The sequence below is a fragment of the Halorubrum sp. genome (assembly GCF_046498025.1).
Lineage (GTDB): Archaea > Halobacteriota > Halobacteria > Halobacteriales > Haloferacaceae > Halorubrum.
The window spans coordinates 1-25,525 of the sequence record NZ_JAWOBM010000016.1 but is presented as its reverse complement, the minus strand read 5'-3'; the positions used below and the strand labels follow the sequence as shown (position 1 = coordinate 25,525).

The following is a 25,525-nucleotide window of genomic DNA, read 5'->3' as shown; positions in this document are numbered from 1 at the left end:
GGGCGCGGAGCCCCGCTCAGGTATCCCCGGCCCGTCACGCCGCCACGGTGAACAGGAGCAGGTTGTGCGCGGCCGGCCCGAGGCCGACGGCGGCGACGAAGCCCAGCAGGAGGAACCCCTCTACCGGCCGGTCGCGGACGTACTCCGCGAACAGCCACACGACGAGGCTCGCCACCGCGAGCTTCACCAGGACGAACACCCACCCCTCCCCGAGCACCGGGACGGCCGGGATCCAGTCGAACTCCAGGAGGATCCGGGAGACCGGCGTGCGCTCGCCGAAGCCGAGGTGGGTCGTCCCCACCGCGGTCGAGACCCCGTCGAGGGCGTGGCCGAACACCGCGAGCGCGCCCACCCCGCCGGTGACCGCGACCTCGGGACGCAGCCGCGTCAGACCGACCCAGACGGCGGCGGCGATCGGGGCCGTCGCCGCGAGCGCGACCGCCGACCACCGGGCGCCGGCCGGCGAGACGCCGGTCGCGAGTGCGACGCCGACGACCGGACCGAGGAGGGAGGCGCCCGCGACGGCGAGACGCGGCGGAACGCGATCCGGCGGACCCGACGCGAGCGCGAGCCACGACGCGCCCGCCAGCGACCCCACCGTGAGGTAGACGGTCGGCGAGCCGGCGAGCGGTGCGAGGACCGGCGGGAGCGCGTCGACGGCGTACAGCACGTGGGCCGCGGAGCCGAGCGCCATCCACGGCGCGAGCGCGAGCACGTGCCGGTCGGTGACTCGCGGGGGCGCGCGGCGGAGCGCGGCGACGACCGCGCCGGTAGCGAGCAGGACGGCGACGAGGTACGGCGCCGGCGGGAGCGTCGTCCCCTCGGGGAGGAACGGGACGGCGCCGGCCATCACACCGACAGGACCGGCTGGCTGGCGTAGAGGAGGACGTACTCGGCGGCCTTCCCCAGCACTTCGCCGGGGTCCCCGGTGACCGGCTCGCGCGGTACCACGATGAAGTCGGAGTCCAGCTCCTCGGCGGTGTCGAGGACGACGCTTCCGGGGTGGACCGTCTTCACCTTCGTCGAGAAGCCGTAGGCGATGGAGTAGCTGTGGGGGACGTCCGCCGCCTCCGCGCGCCGCGCGACGGAGTCGGTGAACGCCTCGGTGTCGTCGGCGACGTCGTCTTCGTCGACCACGCCGTGGTCGATGGCGCGGACGACGTCCTCGTCGAGCACGTAGAGGGCGTGGACGTCCGCGCCGTACTCGGCGGCGACCGCGATCGCGTAGTCGACCGCCTCGTGGGACTCCTCGCTGCCGTCGACGGGAACGAGGACGAGGTCGATGTCGAGATCGGTCATATGCTCGTCGTCGTCGGGGGAGTTCAAAAAGCCCGCCCTATGCCGTCGGCGTCTCGACCGATCGGGACGGGCCACCGGCGGCCCCCCGGTCTCGCGACCTCCCGCTCAGCACCCGGAAGGCTCCCGCTCAGAACCCGGAGAGCTCGCGTTGCCCCGCCCCCCGCCGCTCCTCCGGCGGCACGTTCGTCGCGACGATCTCCTCGACGGCGTCCCGGTTGTCGGCGTCGCTGTTGATCGCGCGGGTCGCGCCCTCGGTCTCGACGTTGAACCCGGCCTCGGCGTACGGCTCGTACATCACGCCGCTGTTGCCCACTATGATCCGGAAGTCGAGCCCGTTGACGGCAAAGGGCGATGACATCGGCCGGGATGCCACGGAATAGATACAGTGCGAGAAGGTTCAACAATTCTTGAGGCTCATCATAAAAACGCTCTGGACGGCTACCTGTGCGCGGCGGCGGGTGAGAAACGAATTGAGGAAGACGAATGAATGTTTCAACTGAAACCGTCGCGTTCGTAGGTGGGAGACCATCTATTTGCAATGATCTGAATTTTCTCTAGCTGGCGAACACGGATTGGACTGAGCGTTGAACCACCATCTCTGCTCATCTCAACCCAGATAGTCAAATATGGCACGCCGAATCGGAGATAATCACACTCAGGCGAGACTTAAAAATAGATTTTGTTCTCATGTGTTCACATCAGATGTGAGCAAGTCATGGCACGAGACAGCATTCCACCTCCACTCTACTTGGGGGATGTTTATAATGCTAGGCAAGTCACGCTCTAATAAGATGGTAGAGCCGGTTCTGAAATGGGCGGGAGGGAAACGCCAAATCCTCCACGAAATACGGGCGTGTTTCCCGCCTGAGTCTGATGTAAATGCCTACCACGAACCGTTCTTCGGTGGGGGCGCTCTCTTCTTCAAGACGGGACCTCACGCGCCCGGCAGTAGTATCAATGATATTAACGAGCGCTTGATGAGTTTTTATGAGGTAGTCCGTGACGACCCGGAAGACCTCATTGAGTTGCTAGAGGGATTCGATGGCCCTGAATCGAATCCCGACCCCGATCGAGATTTCTCAAAGGAGAACCGCAAGGGGAAAGAAATTGACCAGTATTACTACCAGCAACGGGAACTCTACAATCGACGTCCAAACGGGGAGGATTATAATAAAGTGGAGGAGGCCGCTCTCCTGATGTACCTGAATCGGACCTGCTACAACGGGCTCTATAGAGAAAATCAATCGGGAGAATTCAATGTCCCGATTGGCCGGCACAGTGAGGCCAACTGGGTTCAGGCTTCTCGTATATTGGACGCACACCGGGCGCTTCAAAATGTAAATATCGAGTGCGGCGACTTTTCTTACGTACTCGACCACGCGTCGGAAGATGACCTAGTGTACTTCGACCCTCCGTACAAGCCTGTCTCCCGCACGTCAAGTTTCGTCGAGTACTCATCGGAGGAGTTCGGCCCGGAACAGCAAGAGCGACTCTGTGAAGTAGCCGTCGAACTGAATGATATGGGTGCGCATGTCGCTATCTCAAATTCACCACCGATGCGAGAACTGTACGAATATCTTGACGAGTTCCAAGTTCACGATATTGGTGCGAAGCGACATATCAACTCAGACAGCGATGGGAGGGGAGAGGTCGGTGAAATTATTGTCACGAACGTGCCAGAAGACAACCGAAGGGAAAAGACCGCTTACCTTGATCAGTTCGTCAAGGCTGACGGCGGTGAAGAGTAGTCAATAATCATCCAGATTCTTTTTCAGATACTCGTATTTATACGTGTGTCCGTCCCGAGATTGCCGGACCTCAGGAAGCATATTGAGCCACCTCCCTACTGTCCCGCGCCGCCGGTTCGCAGTCGTTTCGTTGAGTTCACTTTCCTCCTCAATGATTTGGCCCAGCTCATCGTGGCTGATTGAGCCGTTCTCGCGAAGGTATTGTAGTATACTCTGGCTGATGTCGGCCCTTTGAATATGCTCTAGGAGACTGTCTTTGGCGGATTCATCGTCCCCGCTCTGAATGAATGTTAGATACTCTTCGCCGTCCCGAGTGAGTCCCCACTGACGCATTTGCCGACCATTATACTCGCCCTGTGGATCCTTGTGAACGTATCCGAGTGCCCACGCGGCTTGGGGGTAGTAGTCCGCCTGTCTAGGCGTCCAGTCGTCTCCCGTCTCACGCTTCATATACTCCAAAATTTCATACTTATACCGATATCCCTTGTCGATGCCCTGCATCACGATGTTCATAACATCAAAGGAATCGGCCTGCGGAACCGCATCTGATTTAACAAGATCCTCACCAGTAGAAGTTCCGAACAAGTCCCAGAACTCGTGGTCGATTTCGAACTCGTCTCCTACGTGGACGATGCCCAGTTCCCGCTCCAGCATGATGTCCGTAAGACGGTCACGATCGATGAGTGTGATTGGTTGAGATACCTCGCCTTGGGCGACCTCGATGGCTCCGCTGTTGAACGTGGAAGACGTGATGAATGAACCGAACTGATAGTTGTGGGTACTTAGAGCTCCGACGAAGTTTCGCATCGACGGGCTCCCGATGTTTTGCGTGTACTGTTTCACCTGTACTCCAAACTGGCCGGAGTAGAACTCCCGTCCGATAGAGCCGCGGATGTCGATACCACCATCCCCGTGGAAAGGTGTTAGCTCGATATCACTCGTCTGCTCTGTTTGCTCCACGAGAATTTTACACAAGTGTTCAAACTGTTCTGGCTCAATATTCAATGCACGGTCTAGAAGCTCATCTTTGGCCTCCGGACGCTTCATTAATTATCCCCATTTGGCGACATGACAAAAGTCTATGTATCGTCTCTTGAGTGAAAGTCTCTCTATCGGAAGTCAGCTGCCCCCTATGAGATGAGTTCAACACGGGAAATAACCAAATCCAGTTCCTTAGGCACCCGCTCGTAGAAGTTCACCAGCCGCGGGTTCGCGTCGTTGACCGTCGCGTCCGGCGGCTCAAGATCGAAGAAGAGGGCGCCGCCGACGAACGGCTCGTGGTAGCGCCCGTGCGAGGCCGGGAAGCGAGCGTACAGCTCGTCGAGCAGCTGGCGCTTGCCGCCGGCCCACTTCAGGATCGGCTCGGCCATGCGATGTCGGAACTCTCCCTCGGCGGCGTATAAGCGACCCGGAGTCAGTCGTCGGGCGACCCGGAGTCAGTCGTCGGGCGACCCGGAGTCAGTCGTCGGCCGGCTCGCCGTCGGGGTGGGGGAGGTCGGCGACGTGGGCGGCGGCCTCCTCGAAGTTCGGCCCCGGCGCGATCGTTCCCGCCTCGCGGTCCCACTCGATGTAGCCGGCCTCCTCCAGCGCGGGAAGGTGGCTCTGCCGGAGCTCGTCGGCAATCTCGTCAGACCGGCCGCGGACGCGGAGGTCCGCGATCGTCTCGACCGCGCCGTCGACGAGCGCGGCGACCGCCCGCTGCGCCTCCACTGTTTCGAGCCCCCCGTAAGAAGTGTCGTGTGTCGTTGACATCGCTGTTCGTATCTATACGTTGCATTACGACGAAATAAATGTAGGGGATAATAAAAAAGGATTAAAGGGCACATAAAAGGAGAGAGAAGCCCGAGCGGGCGGGTCGGCGGCGGCGGAACCGAGCCGCGTCGGGAGCGAGTTCCGGCAGACCTACCGGACGCGCAGCGTCCGATGCAGCGTGTACCCCGCGATCAGGAGGAACACGAAGGGGAGCCCGGTGAGCGGATGCGCCGCCAGCGAGCCGATCGCGAGGATGAGGTACCCCTTGCCGGGGGGTGACCACCCGGTCTGCGTCCGCATCGTCGACAGCTCCGTCGCGAAGGCGTAGAGGAACCCGGCGGCGACGGGGAGCCACAGCGCCGCCGCCAGCGCCGTGCCGAGTGAGGTCCCAGCGACGTCGGCGACGGACCGGGGGAGCCACTCGACCGCGGCCGCGTAGTCCGGCTCGACGAGGGCGCGCGCCGCGATCGACACCGGCAGGTACAGCGCCGCCGCCGCGACCGTCGTCCAGAAGGGGACGTTCGATCGGGACTGCGGGACCGTCGGATAGACCATGGTGAACAGTGGGGCGGCGAAGGGTAGAAGCCCTCCGGTTCGGCCGGGCGACAGGCCCGGTGACCCGACCAGATACCCCTAACATTCCAACTTCTCGAGAGATGCAGGACCGAGTGACATGGTACTTCTCACACACCGTTAACAATCGTTTCAGACTATCTGGGCGCGTGTCTCGTGGTACCACTACTCAAAAATATAAGAAATATGAAATTTTATGCCCGCCGGAGACGGACGGGTAGACGTGCAACCGATGAACGACCGAGACACGGCGCGTGCGGTCGCGGCGGGGTCCGACGGTCCGCCCAACGGCGGCCTCGTCGCCTCGCTCGCCTTCTTGGCGTTGATCATGGTCCCGCTGCTGGTGGCCTCCTACCCGCTCGTCTCCGCGGGACTGCTCGCCGGGGGCGTCGCCGTGGTCGCGCTGGGGCGCTCGCTCGTCCGTCACGTCGACGGCGGGGCCGTCCGCACGGTCAGCCTTCCCGGCCTCGGCACGGTGGAGTACCGCTTCGCGCGGAGCTGAGACGACGACCCCGCGCGACGTCCGCACGGACCGAATTAGCGTCGCGGCGAATACGGGTATAAATCAGCCGCGCTCCTCCGCTTTCCGCTCTGTTACGAACCGCCGCTACAGACTGTAGACGACGCGTTCGCCGGTGTCGAGCCCGTTCGCGACCGCGGCGTGGATCCGCCCTTCGCCGGCGACCCAGTCGCCGAGCAGGTAGAGGCCCTCGCGGCGGGCGGAGTCGATCGGGCCGCGGTCGACGCCGCCCTCCGGGAGCGCGTAGCGCCACCCCTGGTGGTCGCTCCAGGCGGGGTCCGCCAGCCGCTCGTCGCCGACGATCGCGGCGGCGTGCTCGGCGAGCGCGGCGACGTTCGCGACCGGGTCGTCGTCGTAGTGCTCGACTGACCAGTCGGGGCTCGCCTGGACGACGAGCAGCGTCTCGCCGTCCGGGACATGCCCCGCCTTACACTCCTCGCGGGAGATCCAACCGACGGGGTGCTCCTTGTCGGTGTTGATGAGCCCGTAGTACGGGACGTCGAGCGGGAAGGGGTAGTGCAGCACCGCGGACCACACTGACCGGTACGCCACGTCGCCCACGGCGTCGACGAGCGACTCGCGGACCGGCGACTCCCACTCGGCGTCCCGGAGGAGCTCGGCCGTCTGCGGCGCCGGCGGATTCAGGAGGAGGACGTCGAACGGCCCCCACGTCTCGCCGGCCGCGTCGTCGAGCTCCCACCGGTCCTCGACCCGCCGGACGGTCTCGACGCGCGTCCGCCGGTGGACCGTCGCGTCGGTTTGAGCGAAGAGCCGCTTCGCGATCTGAGTGAGTCCGCTGCGGTAGCTCCACTTGTGCTCGTCGGCGTCGCGGCCCGGGGAGACCTCGCCGGCCGCGTCGAAGGTGTACACCGGTTCGGTGATATCCACGAGCCCGTCGTCGTCGAGCGTTTCGGTGATCAGCTCCGTGACGCGCTCGTCGTCGGACTTCAGGTAGTTCGCGCCGTAGTCGTACGTCAGGTCGCCGTGGCGACGCGTCGCCGCGCGACCGCAGAGCCCGCCCGACTTCTCCAGCACGGTCACGTCCGCGTCGGGCGCCGCCTCGCTGACGACGAACGCCGCGGCCGCCGCGCCGGCGCCGGCCCCGACGATGCCGATATCGGTCATACCGATCGTAGGCGACGCGGTCACTTAACCGGTCGTCTCGCGGATCCGCGGGCGTCCGCGAGAAACGGAAGTCGGTCTGAAAAGGGTGCTCCGGCGTCGCCCGGAAAAGGCGTTCTGGCGTCGCTCGGAAAAGGGCGTTCTGGCGTCGCCCCGAAAAGGCGACCTCAGTCGTCGGCGCCGACGACCAGCACGGGGGCGGAGGCGTCGCGCTGGACACGGACCGGGAGCGTCTCGGGGCGGACGAGCCGGGCGAATCCGGTCCGGCGCGCGGAGCCGACCACGATCAGATCGGCGTCGTGCGCGTCGGCAAAGTCGAGCACCTCCTCGTGAGGGGTCCCGTACCGGAACCGCTTCTCGACGTCGACGCCGACCGCCTCGCCGCGGGCCGCGGCGTCCTCGACGAGGGCCTCGCCCGTCCGCTCGCGACGCTCGACGACCACGTCCCAGTGTTCGGTGGTGTCGACGACGTAGAGGGCGTCGACGGTCGCCCCGTGGGCGGCGGCGACGTCGAGTCCCGCGTCGACCGCGGCGCGTCCGACCTCGTCGTCGCCGGTGACGACGAGCACGCGGTCGAAGACGGACGCTCCTCGCGCGGACCCGGCCGACCGCGGTGCGCGCGGAGTCCCGTCGTCGACCGCGTTCGGGACGCCGGTCTCGGTTGAGGCGGCCGAATCGGCGGTGTCGGTTCGGGTGGCAGCGCTCGCGTCGTCGGTCTCGATGTCGGCGGTGTCGGCGGACATGATGGGTGGTGCCGGACTCGCCCGTCGGCCGGGCGCCGGTCGTGTTCGCTTCCACCTTGGAGCGAGCGACTCTTAACATTTTTCGACAGTATAGACGATTATCATTATCTATCCGAAGGTAATTAGCGGCTCAACTAAGCATACACCAGCTTATTGCCGATTTTTGTATACGAATGGCCGGAAGTGCGAGGGCCGACCGGTACGCTCTCGGCGCCGACCGCGACGAGGGTCGTTCGGAACCGACATCTCCGAAACACGACGGCCGGTACTCGTTCGTTTCTCTATTGAGCAGCTAATTGGACGAATAATAGGTATTCAGACACCCAATACACGATACAGGCCCTGCAATCAGTATAATAAGTATGTTTTTATTATTCCGTCTATTCCCGATCGTGTCGTCAGCATATGCCGGATAAAACCTGTGAAGTACGGTCGATCACGGGAGGGAAGCGAACGAACAGGACGTACTGCGGTGCCGAGGCGGTCGGGGACCGGTGGGGCGCGAACGCGTCCCGGGAGGGGGCCCGTGCTGCCAGTTAATCCGATCTACGCCGGGTTGGCGGCGCTGCCGCTGGCGGTGCTGCTGTTCACGCTCGTGGTGTTGCGGTGGCGGGCCCACGAGGCGGCGTCGGTCGGGATGTTCTCGGCGGCGGCGGTGGCCGTGACCGCGTACAGGATGCCGGTGGAGGCGCTCTCGGTGGCGAGCGCGAAGGGTGTGTGGGACGCGGTGTTCGTCCTCTACGTGATCCTCCCGGCGCTGGTGTTCTACCACGTCATCGACCGGGCCGACGGCTTCGAGGCCCTTCGGACGCGGATCACGTCGTTCACCGACAACGAGCTGTTCCTGGTGCTCGCGTTCGGCTGGGTGTTCGTCTCGTTCATGCAGTCGATTTCCGGGTTCGGGACGCCCATCGTCGTCGTCGCGCCGCTGTTGCTCGCGCTCGGCGTGAAGCCGGTGTACTCGGTCGCGATCCCGCTCATCGGCCACGCGTGGGCGAACACCTTCGGCACCCTCGGGGTGGCGTGGCTCGCGCTGGTGCAGGTCACGGAGATGCAGAGCGTCGCGGTCACGGCGCTCGCGCTCGCCGTTCTGCTGTGGATCCCGAACCTGGTCGCCGGCTTCTCGATCGCCTGGATCTACGGTCGGATGGATGCGGTCCGGTACGCCGTCCCGATGGTCCTCATCGTCTCGCTGATCCACGGCGGCGGCCAGCTGGCCGCGGTGACCGTCATCCCGCCGGAGTTCGCGAACTTCTTCGCGGCGACGGTCGGTCTGGTCGCGCTCGCCCCGCTCGCGATGTGGGACCGGTACGCCACCGCGACCGACGCGATCGGGAAGCGGCTCGCGATGACCGGGGACCTGCCCCCCGCCGCCGGCGCCGACGGAGAGGGATCGGGGGCGGTCGCCGACGGCGGCGTGAACGCATCCGCCGACGCCGTCGCTCCCGACGACGACCTCATGAGCCTCCCGCTGGCGGCGCTGCCGTTCGCGGTGCTCGCGGCGGTCGCGTTCGTCACCGCGGTCGTGACCCCGCTCGGCGACGCGCTCGGCGGCCTGCAGGTCGGGCTGAGCTTCCCCGAGATAACGACGGGCCTCGGCGTCGCGACCGAGGCGGCCGCGCCGTACTCGCCGTTCGCGCCGCTGTCGCACCCGGGGACGTTCCTGCTCGTCAGCGCGCTGGCCGCGTTCCTCGCGTACCGGCGCGGCGGCTACTACGAGGGCGCCGCGGCGCGTGCCGACGCGGACCGGCCGGCGTTCACGCGGGCTGTGCTGGCGACCGCGATCCCGGCGTCGATCGCCGTGATCTCATTCCTCGTCATGGCGAAGCTGATGGACCACAGCGGCCAGGTGCTCGTCCTCGCCGAGGGGACCGCGAGCGTGGCGACCCCGAACTCCTACGGGTTCCTCTCGCCGCTCATCGGCTCGCTCGGCGCGTTCATGACGTCGAGCAACACGGCGTCGAACATCCTGTTCGGCGGGCTCCAACAGCAGACGGCCGCCCAGCTCGGGGGGATCTCGGAGGCGCTGATCCTCGGCGGCCAGAGCGCCGGCGGCGCCATCGGGAACGCGATCTCGCCGGGCAACGTCATCCTCGGGACGACGGCGGCCGGCATCGTCGGCCGCGAGGGCGACGTCCTGCGGGTCACGATCCCGTGGGTCGCCGCCGTCGGCGCGCTCGTCGGGCTCGCGATCGTCCTGTTGAACGCCGCGGGGCTCTTGGGGGTGGCCTGACATGGGTGTCCTGGACCGGTTCACGCTGGCGTTCGTCCTGATGGCGCTCTCGCTGCCGCTGATCAGCTACGGCACGACGGCCGATATCGCGGTCCTCTGGGTTATCGGCCTCGCGATGCTCGCCGTCGGGGGGCTGATCCCGCCGGCAGTGCGCTTCACGGCGGCGGACCCCGACGCGCTCTGAGGGCTCCCCGCGCCGGGGGGCCGACGAGGCAAGGACGACCCCAACGACGCGTTTTAATTACTCAGTCCGAACAGTACCGATAGCAGCGCGGACCGCGCGGCGGACCGACTCCCGCGGCGCGGGCCGGGGCACACGACATGACACCGAACACCACCACGCGGCCGACGGACGGAAACGATGGGTGAGGAGGGCGGCGGAGGCGGGAGGGACGACGGCGAGGCTGGGGACGGAGACGCCGGGAGCGATCCGATCGGCGACGACGCCGGACCGGACCCCGTCGGCGACGACCCCGCGGTCGACGAGTCAGGCGGTGGGGTCGACTACGCCGGCCGGGCGTCGTCGATCCTCGGCTTCTCCCGCTGGTGGCAGATCGTCGCCGCCGCGGGGATGATGGCCGCGGTGAGTCCCTACCAGTACGTCTGGTCGTCCATCGAGCAGCCGCTCGCGGAGAGCCTTGACATCGCGCTGCCGGCGCTCGGCGCGGTGTTCTCGTTTTACGTCGTCTTCCAGTCGCTCTCGCAGTTTCCCGCCGGTAAGTGGCGTGACAGCCGCGGGCCGGGCGCGATCACCTTCCTCGCGGCGCTGTTGGCCGGCGGGGGCTACGTCGGGCTGGCGTACGCGACGGCCGTCTGGCAGCTGTACCTGCTGTACTCGCTCGGCGCGGTCGGCGTGGGGATCGTGTACACGGTCGCGGTGAACACCGCGGTCAAGTGGTTCCCCGACCGAACGGGGCTCACCACCGGCATCGGCACGATGGCGTTCGCGGGCGGGAGCGCCCTCGTGGTCCCGTACGTTCGCGCGAACGCGACCGTCTCGGCGTACGGCGACGTGCTCCGGAACGTCGGACTCGCCATCCTCGTCGTCACCCTCGTCGGCGCGTTCCTGCTGCGGGACCCCCCGGACGACTGGCTCGGGCTGAAGGACCGGGCGGACGGCGACGGGAGCGACGAGGGGCTGGCCGCCTCGCTCCGCGGACGCGCGTACACGACTCGGGAGATGCTCTCGACGTGGCAGTTCTGGCTGCTGTACGCGATGTTCATCGCGACCGCCGGCGCCGACCTGATCGTCATCGCCAACGTCGTCCGGTTCGCGGAGCAGTTCGGTCTGGCGGCGGTCGTCGCCACCGTGGCGGCGACGCTCCTCCCCGTCGCCGCCGGCGTCTCGCGGATGATCCTCGGGGAGGTGTCCGACCGCTTCGACCGCAAGCGGGTGATGGCCGTCTCGTTCGTGCTCGCCGGGCTGTTCCGGATCGCGCTGATCGGCGCGGGATCCGCCGGCTCGGGGGTCGCCTTCGTCGCGTTCGTGATGGGCGCGATGTTCTTCTCCTCGCCGCTGTACGTCTACTTCCCGTCGATGATCGCGGACTACTACGGCGCGAAGAACTCCTCGGGGAACTACGCGGTCCTCTACACCGCGAAGGTCGGCGGCGGCGTCTTCGCCGGGACCGTCACCGGCTACCTCGTCGCGACGTTCGGCTGGGTCCCGACGTTCGCGCTCGGCGGCGGTCTCGCGGTCGCCGCGGGACTGGCGGCGCTCGCGCTCCGCCCGCCGAGCGGCTCCGGACTGGAGACCGAGACGCCGGCGCCGGCGGACTGACGCTGTTGCGGCGCCGTCGGCGGGCTGACGCTGTTGCGGCGCCGTCGACGGACTGACGCTGTTGCGGCGCCGTCGGCGGACTGACCGCATCCCGCCGTCGCGGTCACTGGCGTTCGTCGCTCGCCGGCTTCCGTCCCACGACCGCGTAGAACGGGTCCGTTCCGGGTCGCTCCGCGATCCGGTCCGCGACCGGGAGGCCGCCGGCACTTAAATACCGCTCGACCAGGTCGGCCCGCTCCTCCATCGAGGCGGCCCGCCACGCGTAGACGGCCTTCGTCGGGAACAGCCGGTTCGAGAAGCTCACGACCACGACCCCGCCCGGCGCGAGGACGCGCGCGAACTCCGCGAACACGGGCCCCGGGTACTCCAGGTACTGGACGGACAGGGCACAGCAGACGGCGTCGAAGGCACCGTCGTCGAACGGGAGCGTCCGGTCGGCGTTGAGATCCCGCACGACGAACTCGTCGAGCCGGTCGTTCGCGGCGAGTTCGGCCTCGTTGAGGCCGTGACCGACGACGCGCTCGAACGGCGTGGGCGGGAGGTGCGAGACCCAGCTCCCCATCGCGTCGAGCACGCGGTCGCCCGGGTCGAGGAGCTCGTCGTACAGCGCCGTCAGCCGGGCGATAAAGGCGTCGTCGGCGTGGGTGACGAACCGCGGCTCTTTATAAAACGTCTCGTCGGGTCGGTCGTCGCGCTTCCGCCGGTCGCGGTCGGAGAGGACGGTCGTCACGGATGTCGAAGGGAGGGGCGCCGCGCGGAAGAGCCCGTCGCCACCCCTCGGCTTTTGTCCGCGAGCGGCGTACGAGGGCCAATGGGACACGCGAGCGGATCGGCGCTGTACAAGGCTCCGAAGACGACCGCCTCCCGAGATCAGGGCGCGTTCAGGACGAACTTCAACTTCCCCGGTCGGAACCGGCCGGACCACGGGGACCACGGGTACGGCCCGCTGTCGACCGTCGTCGAGTCGTTCATGGACCCCGGGACGCTGATCCCGATGCATCGGCACCGCGACGAGGAGATCGTCTCGTGGGTGCCGGCGGGCGCCATGCGCCACGACGACGGCGAGGGCAACCGGCTCGTCACCGACGCCGACCGCCTCATGATCATGAACGCCGGCAGCGGGTTCCGGCACTCCGAGGAGACGCTCGCCGACGACCCGCCGCTCCGGATGTTACAGATCTTCGTCCGTCCCCACGACCTGGGTCTCGAACCGGGGATCCAACACGAGCCCCTCCCGGACCCGGTCGCGAACGAGTGGCGACACCTGTTCGCGCCGGCCGGCACGGACCACCCGCTGACCGTCCGCAACGCGGTCCACTGCTACGACCTCCGGCTCGACGCGGGCGAGAGCGTCGGCCTTCCGGAATCCGGTGGTTCGACTGCCGACACCGGCGGCTGGGACGTCTACTTCTACGTGTTCGAGGGCGCGGTCGAGGCCGCGGGACGGTCGTTCGACCGCGCCGAGAGCGGCCTCTGGACCGGCGGTCCGACGCCGACGCTGACCGCGACCGAGGACGCGGTCGTCGTCGCCTTCCGGCTCGATCCCGAGGCGCCGATCACGCGGCAGGGGACGATCGGGCGGTAGCGAGCGGTCGTCCGGGAGGCGAGCGGTCGTCCGGGAGGCGAGCGGTCGTCCGGTTCGCGAAGCGCGCTCAACCCACTCGCGCCATCGCCCGCTCGATCCGTCGCGTGAGGTCGTCGAGTCTGTCGCCGATCGACCCGATCGACGCGAGGACGGGATACGTCGCGGCGGTCGACTGATAGAGGTACGTCGGGAGGTCGACGACGTCCTCGCCGAGCCGGAGCTCGCGCTCGTGCTCCGCGATGACGCGCTGGCGTCGCGCGGCGATTCGGTCGCAGTCCCCGACGAGGACGCCCGCGCGGGCCCGACACGCGTCGAGCGCGCCGAACCCGCCCTCCGGGACCGGCGCCTCGAGCGAGTCGATCTCGCGCCGGATCGCCGCGAGCCGGGACCCCGCCCGGTCGAGCGACTCCGCCTCGACTCGGAGCCGCTCCACGAAGCGGTCGCGCTCCTCGATCGCGGCGTCGATCGCGTCGAGCAGGGCCGGCTCGTACTCGGGGTGATAGCCCGAGCTCCGGGTGAGCGCGTACGCGAGTTCGGGACCGAACTCCGCGGCGACGCTGCGCTCGTAGGTGTCGTCGTACTCCTCCTCGTAGTGCGGTACCGACATCACCGTCTCCGCGTACGCGTCCCTGACGGCGACGAGTCCGGATCCGGGCGGCGTGGCGGGACCGTCGACTCCCGTGCCGGCCGCGGTACCGGACCCGCTCGCCGAACCCGTGACGTCCGCCGGGCCCGCAGAGGCGGGCGATCCGCTCGGGGAGGCCGGCTCGGTCGGGACCGCTTCGACCCGACCGCGGAACGCCCGGAACGCCTCGCGCTCGTCGACGGTGCGGCGCCGCTCAACCCGGACCGCTTCCCGAGCGTCGTCGAGGACCGTGCGGGACTCGTCCGGCCCACCGGTGGTCGTTGTCATACCGCACTCGTGGCGACTCCTCCTCGTAAACGCTTATATGAGGGGTATCGGGCCGTCGGGAGGGATCCCGAGCGCTCACTAGCGCTCACTAGCGGCCTTTTAAATAACTCCTCTCGCCAGCGACCCGAGCAGCGGAAGCCCGAGCGCGGCGGCGACCGCGACGTAGACGACGGGCGTCACCTCGGGGAGGGACGCGGCCGCGGGACCGAGCGAGACCGCGAACGCGACGAGCGTCAGCGCGCCGACGCCGAGCGCGTACGCGACTCCCCGGCGGGCGGTCGGTGCGACGAGCGAGGCCGCCGCGCCGGCCGCGACGAGGCCGAGCCAGTGGACCGACGCCAGCGCGAGGCCGAGGGCGACGACGACCGCGAGGGCGGCGGCGCGACGACGCGGTTCGCGGCGGACCCGGGCGATCGGAGACGGCGCGGGCGGAGCGGACGGCGCGGGCGGAGCGGACGGCGCGGGCGACGCGGGGTCCTCTCCGGAGCCGTCGTCGCTCACGACGAGTCACCCCGGAAGGCGACCGTCTCGCCGCTCTCGTCGTCCGGGTCGAGCGACATCGGCTTCTGGTCGTTCGCCAGCCACGCGCGGAGCTGGTCGTCGTAGTGCTCGGAGAAGTAGTCGCCCGAGTTGCCGCCGGGGATCACGGCCGCGGCGTCCTCGCCGGGGCGGACCACCATCCGCCAGCTCGACCCGACCGCGTCGTCGACGCGGTAGTTCATCACGGTCGCCGGGGAGCCGTCCGCCGGGAGCGCCGGGTAGTTCAGGAAGGGCGCCTCGCCGCCGAGCGGGTGGGCGATCGCCCCCGTCGTGTTCCGGTCGCCGTACGTCTCCCAGCCCGCCTCGTCGATCTCGTCGAGCGCCCCCTCCAGCGCCGCGACCATCGTCGCGGCCCGCGAGCGGTCGGCAAACAGGGGGTCGTCCGGCGGCAGCGTCGCGAGCACCCAGTCGTTCGGGTAGTACGCCTCGCCGAGGTCGACCGCGGCGAGGGCAGGCTCGAAGACCAGCCGCCGGAAGCGGTCGATCCACCGGTCGAACAGCAGCGCGCCGCGGGAGTCGGCGGTCATCCGGCGGTCCCACGCGTCGAGCGTCGCGGCCGCCGCGGCGAGGCGGTCGGGGTCCTCGGACGCGTCACCTTCCCTTCGCGCTTCCGCCGCCGCCACGAGGTCCGACACGAGCTGGACCGCCCGCCCGTCGCGCACGTCCCGCTGGAGCTCGCGGTGGAAGTCGGGATCGACCGGCTCGTCTCCGGCGACCGCCGCGTCGAGGCGCTCGGCGATGCGCGCGCCGCGGTAGGGGGCCGCGTAGTCGACGCCGACGTAGTGGGTCGGCTCGTCGATCACGCGCTGGTTGGCCGTCGAGAGCACGTCGGGGTCGAGCGCGTGCGGCTTCTCCTCGAAGGGGACGAACCCCGCCCACGAGGACCGGCCGAACGGCTCGAACCCCTCCCACTCCCCCTCGCCGGCGGAGCCGTCGAACACCCGGTCGCCGGCGACGGCCTCGCCGTCGATCCGCCGGATCGGAAGCTGCCCGGTCGCGTAGTACATCGTCCGGCCGTCGGCGTCGGCGTACACGAGGTTCTGCGTCGGGAGGTCGAACTTCCGGGTCGCCGCCAGCGCGTCCTCGAACCCGTCGGCGCGACCCAGCTCGTCGATGGCGAGCGTCGTTCGCGTCGCGGTGTGGCCCGTCCACGCGACGCCGACGTGGCGCCCCTCGCGCTCGACGAACGGGCCGTGGACCGTGCGCTTGGTCTCCAGCGTCCGGTCCTCGCCGCCGGAGACGGTGATCTCCCGCGTCTCGGTCTCGAACTCGCGCCACTCCCCCTCGTAGCGGTAGCGCTCGCCCGCCTCGTCGACGTCGTAGCGGTAGCAGTCGAGCACGTCGGCGCCGACGTTGGTGAACGACCAGGTCGCGCGGTCGCTCGCGCCGGCGATGACGAAGGGGACGCCGGGGAACGTCGCGCCCCGGACCGAGCGCTCGGACGTCTCGACGCGCTGCTCGTACCACAGCGGCGGCGCCGTGAGCGAGAGGTGCGGGTCGTACGTCACCGTCGGCGTCCCGCTCGCCGTGTGCTCGCCGGCGACGACCCAGCTGTTCGACCCGACGCCCGTCGGCGACTCGAAGCCGGAGAGCCAGCCGGTCAGTTCGGGCTCGATCGGGTCCGGGCGGGTCGCAGAGGCGTCGCGATCGCCCCGGCGCGCCTGTCGGTTCCTCGCGTCGAATCCCTCGTCGCCGTCGAGTCGCGTTTCGTTGCCGTCGAGTCGCGTTTCGTTGCCGTCGAGTCGCGTTTCGTCGCCGTCCAGTCGCGTTTCGTCGCCGTCGAGGATCGGCGCGTCGTGGTCCAGCCGTCGCGGAAACAGCTCCGCGGCGCGGTCCGCGCCGAGCCGGTCCTCGACCAGCGCCCGGCGGAGCCCGGCGAAGCTCCCCGTGAGCGTCCACGAGATCTGTTTCTCCATCAGCATCGAGTCGACTGGCGTCCACGGCGCGGGCTCGTAGCCGAGCAGTTCGAACTCGATCGGGAGCGTCTCGGCGGCCATCGCGGCGTTGACGCCCCCGGCGTACGCCTCGACGAGAGAGCCGGTCTCCGTCTCGCTCACGAGGTCCCACGTCGCCTCGGCGGCCGCCGAAAAGCCCATCGCGACGTTGAACTCGTCGCTCTCGACGGTCGCCTCGCCGACGACCTCGGAGAGCCGCCCGCGCATGACGCGGCGCTGGAGGTCCATCGGGAACAGGCGGTGGAACGCCTGCAGGTAGCCGACCGCGAAGTACGCCGCCGCCTCGTCGTCGGCCTCGACGTGCGGGACCCCGCGGTCGTCGACGCGGACGGTCGCGTCGCCGTGGGGGCTCTCGACCGTCTCGGTGAGCGAGCGTTCCGCCGCGCCCCACGCGTCGCCGGAGAGCGGCGCGAACGAGTCGAGGAGGGCGGCGGCCTCGGAGCGCGCCAGCCCGACGGTGCCTGCCGCGAGCGCCGCGGCGAGCACGGCCCGGCGCGTGATGTCGTTCCTCACCTCGTGACAGAGCCGGCGGTCAGTCATGATTATTTGGATCGGACCGGAGCGTCGTTCGGTCCGAACCGCGGCGGCGCCGTGGGGCGACCCCGGCGGGAAACGTACATCCGTCCGCCGCTCCAACGACGGTCCGATGGAGGTCGCGTTGATCACGGTCGGCGACGAACTGCTCTCGGGAGACACGGTGAACACGAACGCGAACTGGCTCGCCGACGAGCTGAGCGACCGCGGCGTGACCGTGCCCCGGATCCTCTCGGTGCCCGACGACCGAGCCGTGATCGCCGACCACGTCCGCGAGTACGCCGCGACGTTCGACGCCGTGATCGTCACCGGCGGAATCGGCAGCACCCCCGACGACGTGACGATGGAGGCGGTCGCGGACGCGTTCGACCGCGAGATGGCGCCCACCGACTTCACGCGCGAGTCGGTCGAGCGCCGGCTGGCCGCGATCCGCGAACGGGTCCCCGACCGCGAGTTCGATATCGACGTGGAGGCGGAGGCGGCGATCCCCGAGGGGAGTCGCCCGCTCGCGACCGAGGCCGGGCTCGCCCCCGGCTGCGTGATCGAGGGCGTCTACGTCATGCCCGGCATCCCGGACGAGCTGCGGGCCGCGTTCGCGAGCGTCGCCGACGAGTTCGCCGGCGACAGGCGCTCGCGGTTCCTCTACACGGTGGAGCCCGAGTCCAACATCGTGCCCGCCTTGGAGGACGCCATGGAGCGGTTCGACGTCGCCGTCGGCTGTTACCCGGACCGCGAGGGCGACCACAACCGCCTGAAGCTGACCGCGACCGACGACGACGCGCTGGCGGACGCGGGGGCGTGGCTGCTGGAGCACGTGAACGCGAGCGAGACGCCTGTTCGACGGAACTGGGACTGATAAAAAAGCGACCGCGGCCGACCGCGAGAACGGTGCGGATCAGCCGGCCGTCTCGTTCTCCGCCGATTCGTTCCCCGCGGGCCGTTGCGGGTCGGACGGCCCTTCGGGTTCGGCGGGCCCGGTCGGCGGCTGCTGGTCGCCCGGTCCCGGCGGCGTCCGGTCGTTCGTCACGAGGAAGTCGGCGAGGTTCCCGATCAGCGCGTCGTTATCGGCGCGCTGGGCGTTCTCGGGCGAGAGGAAATCGCTGTCGCCCACCATCACGACGCCGTCCGTCCGGACGAGCAGCGGCGACTCGGTCGACGCGCGGGTCGTCGACAGCTCGCTCCCCTCGACGGGGCCGAGCACGTCGCTGCCGGCGACCGTCGTCCCGACAGGCGTCGCCGACGGCAGTACCGCGCGGTCGACGCCCGCGGTCAGCGCGGCGTCGGACTCGCCGGTCGGCTCCGCGTAGACGCGCTGGTAGTTCAGGTCGTTTTCCGCCATGTTGTACACGTACCCCGGCTCGGTCGTGACGCCGAGCGTCCCGTCGAGCGCGGTCGCTCCGGGCTGATCGAACGCCGCGTCCGGCTCCGTCGCCACGATCACGTGACCGCCCGACTCGACGAACGACTCGATCTCCTTCAGCTCTTCCGCGTCGTAGTCCGTACGGAACGTCATGAACGCGTCCGCCTCGGCGAGCCGCTCGCCGAGCTGGGTCGGTCCCCGCTCGGCACCGGGAGGCGCGGCGCGCTGCTGCTGCTGCTGCTCCGGATCCGGCACGTAGACGTCGACGTCGTGCCCGTTCTCGATGAGGGCGTTCGCCAGCGGCCGGACGTCGCGGTCGGCGACGCCCGGGCTCCCGAGTCCGAGCAGCGCGAGCGGGCTCGCCGGAACGGCGCCAGTCGGCTCGACGCCGGGGTCGACGAGCACCGTCTGGGGCCGCGTCGCGGCCTCCATCTCGACCGTCGCCTCGCCCGGCGTGTCGTTCGCGACCGCGTCGCCGTCGACGTAGTGGTCGTTCTGGATCTCGGGCGCGGGGGCGGCGCCGTCTGCGGTCACGTACCCCGTGAGCGCCGCGCCGCCGGTGATCGCCGCCAACGTCACGACGAACGCGGCCGCGAGCGTGCGGAGGTCGCTCACGCGCCGACACCCCCCGAGAGCCGTGCCGTCTCGTTGCCAGTCGCGCCGGTGCCGGCCGCCGATCCGCCGCGGTCGACGTCGAGGTCGCTCTCGGAGAAGCGCTCGACCGTGTCGACGTGCGGGATCGCCTCGACGTGGACGTACGTGAGCCCCATCGGCTCGACCTCGCCGTAGCCGGGGTCGTTCGCGTGGACCGCGACGACCTGGGTGTCGGTGCGGAGCAGTATCGGGAAGCCGGTGTCGGGCCCGGTCTCTCTGGTGTCGACCTCGTACTCGCCGAGGTCCTCCTCGGTCGCGGCGGCGTGCACCGCCTCGTTGAGCGAGCCGATCTCGTCGGCGAAGCCGTTCTGCACCGCCTCGGTGCCGAGGTATACGTCGGCCTGCGCGACATCCTCGCGCGGCATCTCGAACTCCTCGCCGCGCTCGGCCATCATCGCGTCGACGAACGTGTCCGCGAGCGTCTGCCGTTCGGCCCACCCCTGGATCTCGTTGCCGCCGGCCTTATCGGGGCCGCTCGGGCCCTGAACCGGCGAGCCCGTCTGCGGCGCGGGCGCGTTGAGCCCGATGCTGCCGACCGTCGAGGTCGGGAGCACGTAGATCTCGTCCGCGGGCGCCATGGCGTAGTAGCCGCCGGAGGCGCTCATCGACTGCACGCTCGCGATCACGGTCATCTGTTCGCTCGTCCGTTGGACCGCCTTGTACATCCGCTCGGAGGCGACCGGCGCGCCGCCCGGCGTGTCGATCTTGAGGACCACCGCGCCGACGGAGTCGTTGGCGCGGATGTCCGCGAGTTCGCTCTCGACGTCGTCGGCGAGGGCCGCGTTGACGGGCCCCTCGATCTCGACGACGGCGACGGTGTCGTCCGGGTCGTTGGTCGCCGCGTACACGCTGGGGGCGAGCACGGCGCCGACCACCGCCGCGGCCACCACGACGGCGGCGATCTGCTGCCGCGACGTGAGGGCCGTGGAGGGCTGTTTGGTTGACATGACCGGGTAGACACTGCGCCAAGCGGGAAATAAAAATTTCGGAAAATTAACTAATCGCTGTAGTCACGCGAGCCCCTTGACACCGCTCGCCGGACCGCGCGCGACGCGACGGCCGTCGACCACCGAAGGCTCGTCGGCGACGCGGCGTCCGTGGTCGGATCGCGGGAGTCGCTCACTGGTCGTCGGGGGCGGTGAGGTGTTCGCTCCCCCAGTCGCGCATGGCGACGATCACCGGCTCCAGCGACGCCCCCCGATCGGTCAGCGAGTAGTTCACGCGGAACGGCTTCTCGCTGACGACCGTCCGGTCCACGAAGCCGTGTTCCTTGAGGTCGTCGAGGACCTCCGACTGGACCTTCCCCGAGATCCCGTCGACTTCCTCTTTAAGAGCGTTGAACCCCAGCGGCCCGGACTCTAAGAGTCGATGGACGACGACGGGATGCCACTTCTTTCCGATCAGCGACGCGGTCGTCGTGATCGGACACCACTCGGTCCCCGCACACCGCACCTCCAGCGGCTCCGGATCGGTACTCATACCGGCTGGACGGACTCCGGCGAAATAAAGATACGTTTAGTAAGTAACTGTGAAGACGTAATCGGAATCGCGCGCGGCTCGGTCGCCGGAGGGTCTCTGTTAATAAGGCGTCACGCGAGACCGGCGACGACCGCCCACCCGACCGTCGTTCCGACGGCAACGAACACCATCGTGACGACCGCGGGAAACGGCTCGTCTCGACGGGTGAACCGGGACGCGCCCGGGACGAGCCCGGCCATCGGGACGAGCGTGCCGACCGTGACGGTCGGCGGGAGGACGCGGCCGGCGAGCGCGACGGCGGCGCCCGCGGCGGCGAGACTCGCCAGCCCGTAGGCGACCCGGAGCCGCTCGGCCGACCAGCGCGTCGCGAGCGTGCGTTTCCCGACCGTGGCGTCCGCCCGGCGGTCCGGCCACTGGGTCTCCAGCAGGTTCACGAACACCACGAGCGCGAACGGGACGGTCGCGAGCGCCGCCGCGGCCGTGAGGCGGCCGGTGACGACGGCGAACCCGTACAGCGGCAGCGCGACGCCGCCCAGCGCGGCGTTGGTCGCCTCGCCGAGCCCCTTCCACGCGAGGCGGAGCGGCCCGACGGAGTACTGCCAGCCGACGACGAGGAGACCGACGAGGAGGGCCGCGGCGACCCCCGACAGCGCCCGGTCGCCGAGCGGGCCCGCGGCCGAAGCGAGCAGGGTCAGACCGATCGCCCCGGACGCGACCGCGGCGCGCAACGCGAGTCGCGGGGAGAGGTCGCTCTCCACGAGGGCGCCGCTCCCGCCTGAGAAGGGCGTCCGGTCGGTGAGCGCGTCGGTCTCGACGTCCGCGTACTCGTTCGCGTAGTGGACGCTCGCGGCGATCGGGAGGAGCGCGACCAGTCCGAGACCGACGCTCCGGGGGTCGGCCGTCGCGCCCCGACCGAGCGCCATCGCGACGCCGAGGGCGTACACGAGCGCGATCAGCGCCAGCTGTGCGGGACGCGACATCCGCCACAGCGCGACGAGGACGACGCGGCGGTTTGACTCGTCGCGCTCGTCCACGCTCCGTCCGTCGACCTCGGCTCGCGGTCCGGTCCCGCCCATTCGTCAGTCGGCCCGCAGCGACCGGATCTCCTCGAGGAGGTCGTCGATCTCCGGGCGGTCGGCGGGCATCCGTCCCTCGTAGGTGTACGCGGCGACCGGCTCGCTCGACCGGACGTCGAGCACCATCGCGACCGGCATCCGCCCGACGAGGTCGTGGAGCGAGCCGAGGATGCCGAACCGGACCGGCTGGTCGTAGGCGTCGCTCACGCCGGTGTCGGGGTCCGCGAGCAGCGCGAACGGGAGGTCGTACGACGCCTGCCACTCGCGGACGCGGTCGACGGGCTCCGGGAGGATCGAGACGACGGAGGCGCTCAGCGCCTCGAACTCCTCGTACCGGTCGGCGATCGCCTGCACCTGCTTCCGGCAGTTCCCGCAGTGGTAGTCCCGCTGGAACAGCAGGACGACCGCGTCGACGTCCGGGTCCGCGGCGGCCGCGGCCAGCGAGAACGGGTCGGGACCGGCCGCGACGTTCGGCAGTTCGAAGTCGGGCACGCGCTCTGAGGGGACCGTCGTGTCGCTCATACAAGACGTAGACGGCCTCGAGACATAATGTTCGGTCGGTCTGACACGCGCCGCACCCAACCGCAGCGGCTATTCACGCACGGCCCGAGAGATCCGGGTATGACCGCGTCGCAGTCGAAGTCAGCGTCCGACTCCGCTCCCGTCGAGGAGTCGCGGCGGTTCCTCCGCGCCGTCCGCGCCGGTTCGGACGGCGGTCCGGACCGCGAGGCGGCGCGCGAGCGTCTCGCCGGGCTCGACCAGCGCGACTTGGACCGCCTCGGTCCAGACGAGCGGCTCGCCCTCTGGCTGAACGTCTACAACGCCGCGACCGGCGACGCGCTGCTCTCGGACCCGGCGCAGTTCGACGACCGGCGGCGCTTCTTCTCGAAACCCGTCGTCACCGTCGCGGGCGAGGACCTGAGCCTCGACGCGATCGAGCACGGGGTCCTCCGCGGCTCGCAGTGGAAGTACGGACTGGGGTACGTCCCGAACCCGTTCCCCTCCGGGTTCGTCCGCCGTCACCGCCTCCCCGAGCGGGACTTCCGGATCCACTTCGCGGTCAACTGCGGTGCGGCCTCCTGTCCGGCCGTCCTCGCCTACGACGCCGAGTCGGTCGACGCCGACCTCGACGCGGCCGCCGAGCGCTACCTGCGGAGCGAGACGGTCGTCGAGGACGGGACCGCCTACCTGCCGCGGCTCCTCCTCTGGTACCGGGGCGACTTCGGCGGGGGGAGCGGGATCCGACGGATCCTGCGCGAGTACGACGTCGTCGACCCGGACGAGGTCTCGCGGGTCCGGTACCGCGAGTACGACTGGTCGCTCGCGCTCGACGCCTTCCGGGAGCGAGGGCCGGCGCAGTGACGGGACCGTCCCTCAGAGGACGCCAGCGCCGCCGAGCACCAGCCTGACGCCGATTACCGTCAGCAGGCCGAGGACGACGCCCCGGCGCAGCCGTTCGGTCACCCGACCGCGAAGCCGCTTTCCGACGGCGACCCCGGCGACCGCCGGGACCGCGGCCGCCGCCGACGCGAGGGCGAATCCCAGGTCGGGGTAGAGGCCGAGCGCGCCCGCGGCCGCGACCCGCAGGCCGTTGATCCCGACGAACACGAGCGCCACGACGCCGACGAACAGCCCGTGCGAGAGGTCGAAGCTTCGGACGAACGCGACGAGCTGCACGCCGACGTTCGTCGCGCCGAAGAGGACGCCCGAGACGAGGCCCACGACCGCCATGACCGGCGGGCTCCCGGCGCGGTCTCGGTCGCTCGCGACCGGGAGGGCCGGCAGGGGGACGGCGCGCTGGGCGGTCGCCACGAAGCCGAGCGAGACGAGCCCGAGCAGCACGCGCACCGGCGCCTGGGGCAGCCGGTTGAGCAGCGCCATCCCGAGGATCGTCCCGACGAGCGCGGCGACGAGCAGCGGCGCGAATCGGGTCCCGCAGGTGCGGAGCTCCTCGCGGGTGAGGTCCCCGACGAGCGCGACGTTCACGGCGAACATCGGGAGGATCATGAACGCGACGGCGGTCGCGGGGTCGATCGTCGCGGCGAGCACCATCGTCCCGACGACGGCGAAGCCGAATCCGGCGACCCCGTTGACGGCGCCCGCGACCGCGACGACGACGGCGATCGTCGCCACCAGTTCGGCCGAGAGCGCGAGGGTCATACGATCCGGAGGCGTCCGGCGGTGATAAATGACCGTTGGGTGTGCGACGCGCGGGCACGCTCGGCGGTCGGCACCGACTCCGCTTTCGCATGTGTGCGGTTATCTCGCACGGTCGGCCGAGGCTCATACGCCTCCGTCACCGCTCTTTAGGGGCTTTGATGACGCTGGCGGCCGTCGTCGGAGCCATGCAAGAGTTCGACTTCCTCGTGATCGGATCGGGGTCGGGACTGGACGTGGCGAACGCGATGGCGGGCCAGGGCAACTCGGTCGCCATCGTCGAGGAGGGTCGGCTCGGGGGGACGTGTCTCAACCGCGGCTGTATCCCCTCGAAGCGGCTGCTGTACCACGCCGACGTGCTGGAGACGATCGAGGGGGCCGGCGCGTTCGAGATCGACGCCGAGGTGAAGGGCGTCGACTTCGCGGAGATCGTCCGGAAGGTCAACGAGGACGTCTCGGGGAGCTCCGAGTCGATCCGACGGGGCCTCACGTCCTCGGACGCCCACGACCTGTTCTCGGGGACCGGGCGGTTCGTCGACGACCGCACCGTCGAGATCGTCGACGGCGACGACGAGGGGGCCACGCTCCGCGCCGACACCGTCCTCGTCGCCACCGGCACGCGCCCCTCTATCCCCCCGATCGACGGGATCGAGGCGGTCGACTACCTCACGAGCACGGAGGCGCTGCGCCTCGAATCGCCGCCGGACCGCCTCGTGATCGTCGGCGGCGGGTACATCGCGGCCGAGCTGGGCCACTTCTTCGGGACGTTCGGCAGCGACGTGACGATTGTCGGCCGGCGCGAGCACCTCCTCCCGGAGGCGGACGCCGAGGTCGGCGAGGCGTTCACCGACCGCTACGCCGACCGGTTCGACGTGTACGCCGGGTACGAGGCCGTCGCGGCCGACGAGGCCGACGGCGAGGTGACCGTCGAGGCCCGGCCGTATCCCGAGGCCGACTCGGTCCGGGCGGGCGGCGAGACGGTGGGCGCGCCCGAGGAGGCGGAGGACGTGACGGTGACGGGCGACGCGCTCCTGATCGCCGCGGGCCGCCGTCCGAACACGGACATGCTGAACCTCGACGCGACCGGCGTGGCGACCGACGAGCGGGGGTTCGTCGAGACCGACGAGTACCTCCGAACGGACGCCGAGGGGGTGTGGGCGCTCGGCGACGTGGTCGGCGAGTACCTGCTGAAACACAGCGCGAACCACGAGGCGAAGGCCGTGATCCGGAACCTGCTCGGCGACGAGCCGGAGCCGGTCGACTACTCGGCGATGCCGTTCGCGGTGTTCGCCTCGCCCGAGGTCGCCGGCGTCGGCGCGCGCGAACAGGACCTCCGGGCGACCGACGCCGAGTACGCCACCCGCACCTACGCGTACGACGAGACGGCCCGCGGGAGCGCGATGCACGCCGACGGGTTCGTGAAGGTGCTCATCGATCTCGACGGCGAGATTCTCGGCTGTCACATCCTCGGTCCCGAGGCGTCGAACCTGATCGAGGAGGTC

26 protein-coding genes and 2 pseudogenes are annotated in these 25,525 nt (G+C 69.4%); 9 read left to right on the top strand and 19 right to left on the bottom strand.

Annotation, left to right across the window (positions count from 1 at the left end; genetic code table 11):
* Nucleotides 1-34: 34 nt before the first annotated feature.
* The 3 genes and pseudogenes from R6U01_RS03350 to R6U01_RS03340 form a co-directional block, all read right to left on the bottom strand.
* Complete coding sequence (locus tag R6U01_RS03350; RefSeq protein WP_410285044.1) at nt 35-850, bottom strand: DUF63 family protein; 816 nt, start codon at nt 848-850, stop codon at nt 35-37.
* Complete coding sequence (locus R6U01_RS03345; RefSeq protein WP_410285043.1) at nt 850-1,299, bottom strand: universal stress protein; 450 nt, start codon at nt 1,297-1,299, stop codon at nt 850-852. The genes R6U01_RS03350 and R6U01_RS03345 overlap by 1 nt, the downstream gene beginning before the upstream one ends.
* Before the next feature lie 127 nt (nt 1,300-1,426).
* Nucleotides 1,427-1,618, bottom strand: a pseudogene (locus tag R6U01_RS03340) (DNA adenine methylase); the annotation flags it as partial.
* Nucleotides 1,619-2,090: 472 nt separating this feature from the next.
* Here R6U01_RS03340 and R6U01_RS03335 point away from each other — a divergent pair.
* Nucleotides 2,091-3,047, top strand: coding sequence for a DNA adenine methylase (locus R6U01_RS03335; protein WP_410285042.1), 957 nt, complete (start codon nt 2,091-2,093; stop codon nt 3,045-3,047).
* Here R6U01_RS03335 and R6U01_RS03330 read toward each other — a convergent pair whose 3' ends face one another.
* The 4 genes and pseudogenes from R6U01_RS03330 to R6U01_RS03315 all read right to left on the bottom strand — a co-directional run bounded on the left by R6U01_RS03330 (nt 3,048) and on the right by R6U01_RS03315 (nt 5,354).
* Nucleotides 3,048-4,094 carry a restriction endonuclease gene (locus tag R6U01_RS03330; RefSeq protein WP_410285041.1) on the bottom strand — a complete coding sequence of 349 codons (1,047 nt, stop codon included), beginning with the start codon at nt 4,092-4,094 and terminating at the stop codon, nt 3,048-3,050.
* 98 nt (nt 4,095-4,192) lie between these two features.
* A pseudogene (locus tag R6U01_RS03325) lies at nt 4,193-4,417 on the bottom strand (DNA adenine methylase); the annotation flags it as partial.
* A gap of 88 nt (nt 4,418-4,505) precedes the next feature.
* Complete coding sequence (locus tag R6U01_RS03320; RefSeq protein WP_410285040.1) at nt 4,506-4,799, bottom strand: hypothetical protein; 294 nt, start codon at nt 4,797-4,799, stop codon at nt 4,506-4,508.
* A 150-nt stretch (nt 4,800-4,949) separates the two neighbouring features.
* The gene (locus tag R6U01_RS03315) at nt 4,950-5,354 is read right to left on the bottom strand and encodes an abortive infection protein (protein ID WP_410285039.1); all 405 of its coding nucleotides are present in this window, start codon (nt 5,352-5,354) and stop codon (nt 4,950-4,952) included.
* Nucleotides 5,355-5,604: 250 nt separating this feature from the next.
* On the opposite strand from R6U01_RS03315, the gene R6U01_RS03310 reads away from it, so the two are divergent.
* The gene (locus tag R6U01_RS03310) at nt 5,605-5,874 is read left to right on the top strand and encodes a hypothetical protein (protein WP_410285066.1); all 270 of its coding nucleotides are present in this window, start codon (nt 5,605-5,607) and stop codon (nt 5,872-5,874) included.
* Between the two features lie 105 nt (nt 5,875-5,979).
* Here the strand turns inward: R6U01_RS03310 and R6U01_RS03305 are convergent, their stop codons facing one another.
* The gene (locus R6U01_RS03305) at nt 5,980-7,017 is read right to left on the bottom strand and encodes an NAD(P)/FAD-dependent oxidoreductase (RefSeq protein ID WP_410285038.1); all 1,038 of its coding nucleotides are present in this window, start codon (nt 7,015-7,017) and stop codon (nt 5,980-5,982) included.
* A 164-nt stretch (nt 7,018-7,181) separates the two neighbouring features.
* Nucleotides 7,182-7,757, bottom strand: coding sequence for a universal stress protein (locus R6U01_RS03300; RefSeq protein ID WP_410285037.1), 576 nt, complete (start codon nt 7,755-7,757; stop codon nt 7,182-7,184).
* Between the two features lie 526 nt (nt 7,758-8,283).
* On the opposite strand from R6U01_RS03300, the gene R6U01_RS03295 reads away from it, so the two are divergent.
* The 3 genes from R6U01_RS03295 (at nt 8,284) to R6U01_RS03285 (ending at nt 11,770) form a co-directional block, all read left to right on the top strand.
* Nucleotides 8,284-9,990 carry an L-lactate permease gene (locus R6U01_RS03295; RefSeq protein ID WP_410285036.1) on the top strand — a complete coding sequence of 569 codons (1,707 nt, stop codon included), beginning with the start codon at nt 8,284-8,286 and terminating at the stop codon, nt 9,988-9,990.
* Between the two features lies 1 nt (nt 9,991).
* On the top strand, nt 9,992-10,174 hold the full coding sequence (locus R6U01_RS03290) for a hypothetical protein (protein ID WP_410285035.1): 183 nt from the start codon (nt 9,992-9,994) through the stop codon (nt 10,172-10,174).
* A gap of 177 nt (nt 10,175-10,351) precedes the next feature.
* Nucleotides 10,352-11,770, top strand: coding sequence for an MFS transporter (locus R6U01_RS03285; protein ID WP_410285034.1), 1,419 nt, complete (start codon nt 10,352-10,354; stop codon nt 11,768-11,770).
* A gap of 103 nt (nt 11,771-11,873) precedes the next feature.
* Here the strand turns inward: R6U01_RS03285 and R6U01_RS03280 are convergent, their stop codons facing one another.
* Entirely contained in the window at nt 11,874-12,500 is a 627-nt protein-coding gene (locus tag R6U01_RS03280) for a class I SAM-dependent methyltransferase (RefSeq protein WP_410285033.1), read from the bottom strand.
* An 81-nt stretch (nt 12,501-12,581) separates the two neighbouring features.
* Between R6U01_RS03280 and R6U01_RS03275 the strand changes: the two genes are divergently transcribed.
* On the top strand, nt 12,582-13,355 hold the full coding sequence (locus tag R6U01_RS03275) for a pirin family protein (RefSeq protein ID WP_410285032.1): 774 nt from the start codon (nt 12,582-12,584) through the stop codon (nt 13,353-13,355).
* 67 nt (nt 13,356-13,422) lie between these two features.
* On the opposite strand, the gene R6U01_RS03270 is transcribed toward R6U01_RS03275, so the two are convergent.
* The 3 genes from R6U01_RS03270 to R6U01_RS03260 form a co-directional block, all read right to left on the bottom strand.
* On the bottom strand, nt 13,423-14,268 hold the full coding sequence (locus tag R6U01_RS03270) for a hypothetical protein (protein ID WP_410285031.1): 846 nt from the start codon (nt 14,266-14,268) through the stop codon (nt 13,423-13,425).
* 99 nt (nt 14,269-14,367) lie between these two features.
* Nucleotides 14,368-14,769 carry a hypothetical protein gene (locus R6U01_RS03265; RefSeq protein WP_410285030.1) on the bottom strand — a complete coding sequence of 134 codons (402 nt, stop codon included), beginning with the start codon at nt 14,767-14,769 and terminating at the stop codon, nt 14,368-14,370.
* The gene (locus tag R6U01_RS03260; protein WP_410285029.1) at nt 14,766-17,276 is read right to left on the bottom strand and encodes a penicillin acylase family protein; all 2,511 of its coding nucleotides are present in this window, start codon (nt 17,274-17,276) and stop codon (nt 14,766-14,768) included. Before R6U01_RS03260 ends, R6U01_RS03265 begins: the two co-directional genes overlap by 4 nt.
* A gap of 133 nt (nt 17,277-17,409) precedes the next feature.
* Here R6U01_RS03260 and R6U01_RS03255 point away from each other — a divergent pair, with 133 nt between their 5' ends.
* Complete coding sequence (locus R6U01_RS03255; RefSeq protein ID WP_410285028.1) at nt 17,410-18,153, top strand: competence/damage-inducible protein A; 744 nt, start codon at nt 17,410-17,412, stop codon at nt 18,151-18,153.
* A gap of 39 nt (nt 18,154-18,192) precedes the next feature.
* Here the strand turns inward: R6U01_RS03255 and R6U01_RS03250 are convergent, their stop codons facing one another.
* The 5 genes from R6U01_RS03250 to R6U01_RS03230 all read right to left on the bottom strand — a co-directional run bounded on the left by R6U01_RS03250 (nt 18,193) and on the right by R6U01_RS03230 (nt 22,388).
* The gene (locus tag R6U01_RS03250; RefSeq protein ID WP_410285027.1) at nt 18,193-19,272 is read right to left on the bottom strand and encodes a hypothetical protein; all 1,080 of its coding nucleotides are present in this window, start codon (nt 19,270-19,272) and stop codon (nt 18,193-18,195) included.
* Entirely contained in the window at nt 19,269-20,258 is a 990-nt protein-coding gene (locus R6U01_RS03245) for a S49 family peptidase (RefSeq protein WP_410285026.1), read from the bottom strand. Before R6U01_RS03245 ends, R6U01_RS03250 begins: the two co-directional genes overlap by 4 nt.
* A 172-nt stretch (nt 20,259-20,430) precedes the next feature.
* Nucleotides 20,431-20,790 carry a winged helix-turn-helix transcriptional regulator gene (locus tag R6U01_RS03240; protein WP_410285025.1) on the bottom strand — a complete coding sequence of 120 codons (360 nt, stop codon included), beginning with the start codon at nt 20,788-20,790 and terminating at the stop codon, nt 20,431-20,433.
* A 110-nt stretch (nt 20,791-20,900) separates the two neighbouring features.
* Nucleotides 20,901-21,866, bottom strand: coding sequence for a prenyltransferase (locus tag R6U01_RS03235; RefSeq protein ID WP_410285024.1), 966 nt, complete (start codon nt 21,864-21,866; stop codon nt 20,901-20,903).
* A gap of 3 nt (nt 21,867-21,869) precedes the next feature.
* A complete protein-coding gene (locus tag R6U01_RS03230; RefSeq protein WP_410285023.1) occupies nt 21,870-22,388 on the bottom strand; it encodes a peroxiredoxin family protein in 519 nt (172 codons plus the stop codon).
* A gap of 99 nt (nt 22,389-22,487) precedes the next feature.
* Between R6U01_RS03230 and R6U01_RS03225 the strand changes: the two genes are divergently transcribed.
* Nucleotides 22,488-23,228 carry a DUF547 domain-containing protein gene (locus tag R6U01_RS03225; RefSeq protein WP_410285022.1) on the top strand — a complete coding sequence of 247 codons (741 nt, stop codon included), beginning with the start codon at nt 22,488-22,490 and terminating at the stop codon, nt 23,226-23,228.
* A 12-nt stretch (nt 23,229-23,240) separates the two neighbouring features.
* Here R6U01_RS03225 and R6U01_RS03220 read toward each other — a convergent pair whose 3' ends face one another.
* Nucleotides 23,241-24,026, bottom strand: coding sequence for a TSUP family transporter (locus R6U01_RS03220; protein ID WP_410285021.1), 786 nt, complete (start codon nt 24,024-24,026; stop codon nt 23,241-23,243).
* A 185-nt stretch (nt 24,027-24,211) separates the two neighbouring features.
* Here R6U01_RS03220 and R6U01_RS03215 point away from each other — a divergent pair.
* Nucleotides 24,212-25,525, top strand: a 1,314-nt coding sequence (locus R6U01_RS03215; RefSeq protein ID WP_410285020.1) for a dihydrolipoyl dehydrogenase, incomplete at its 3' end; no start/stop codon positions are given.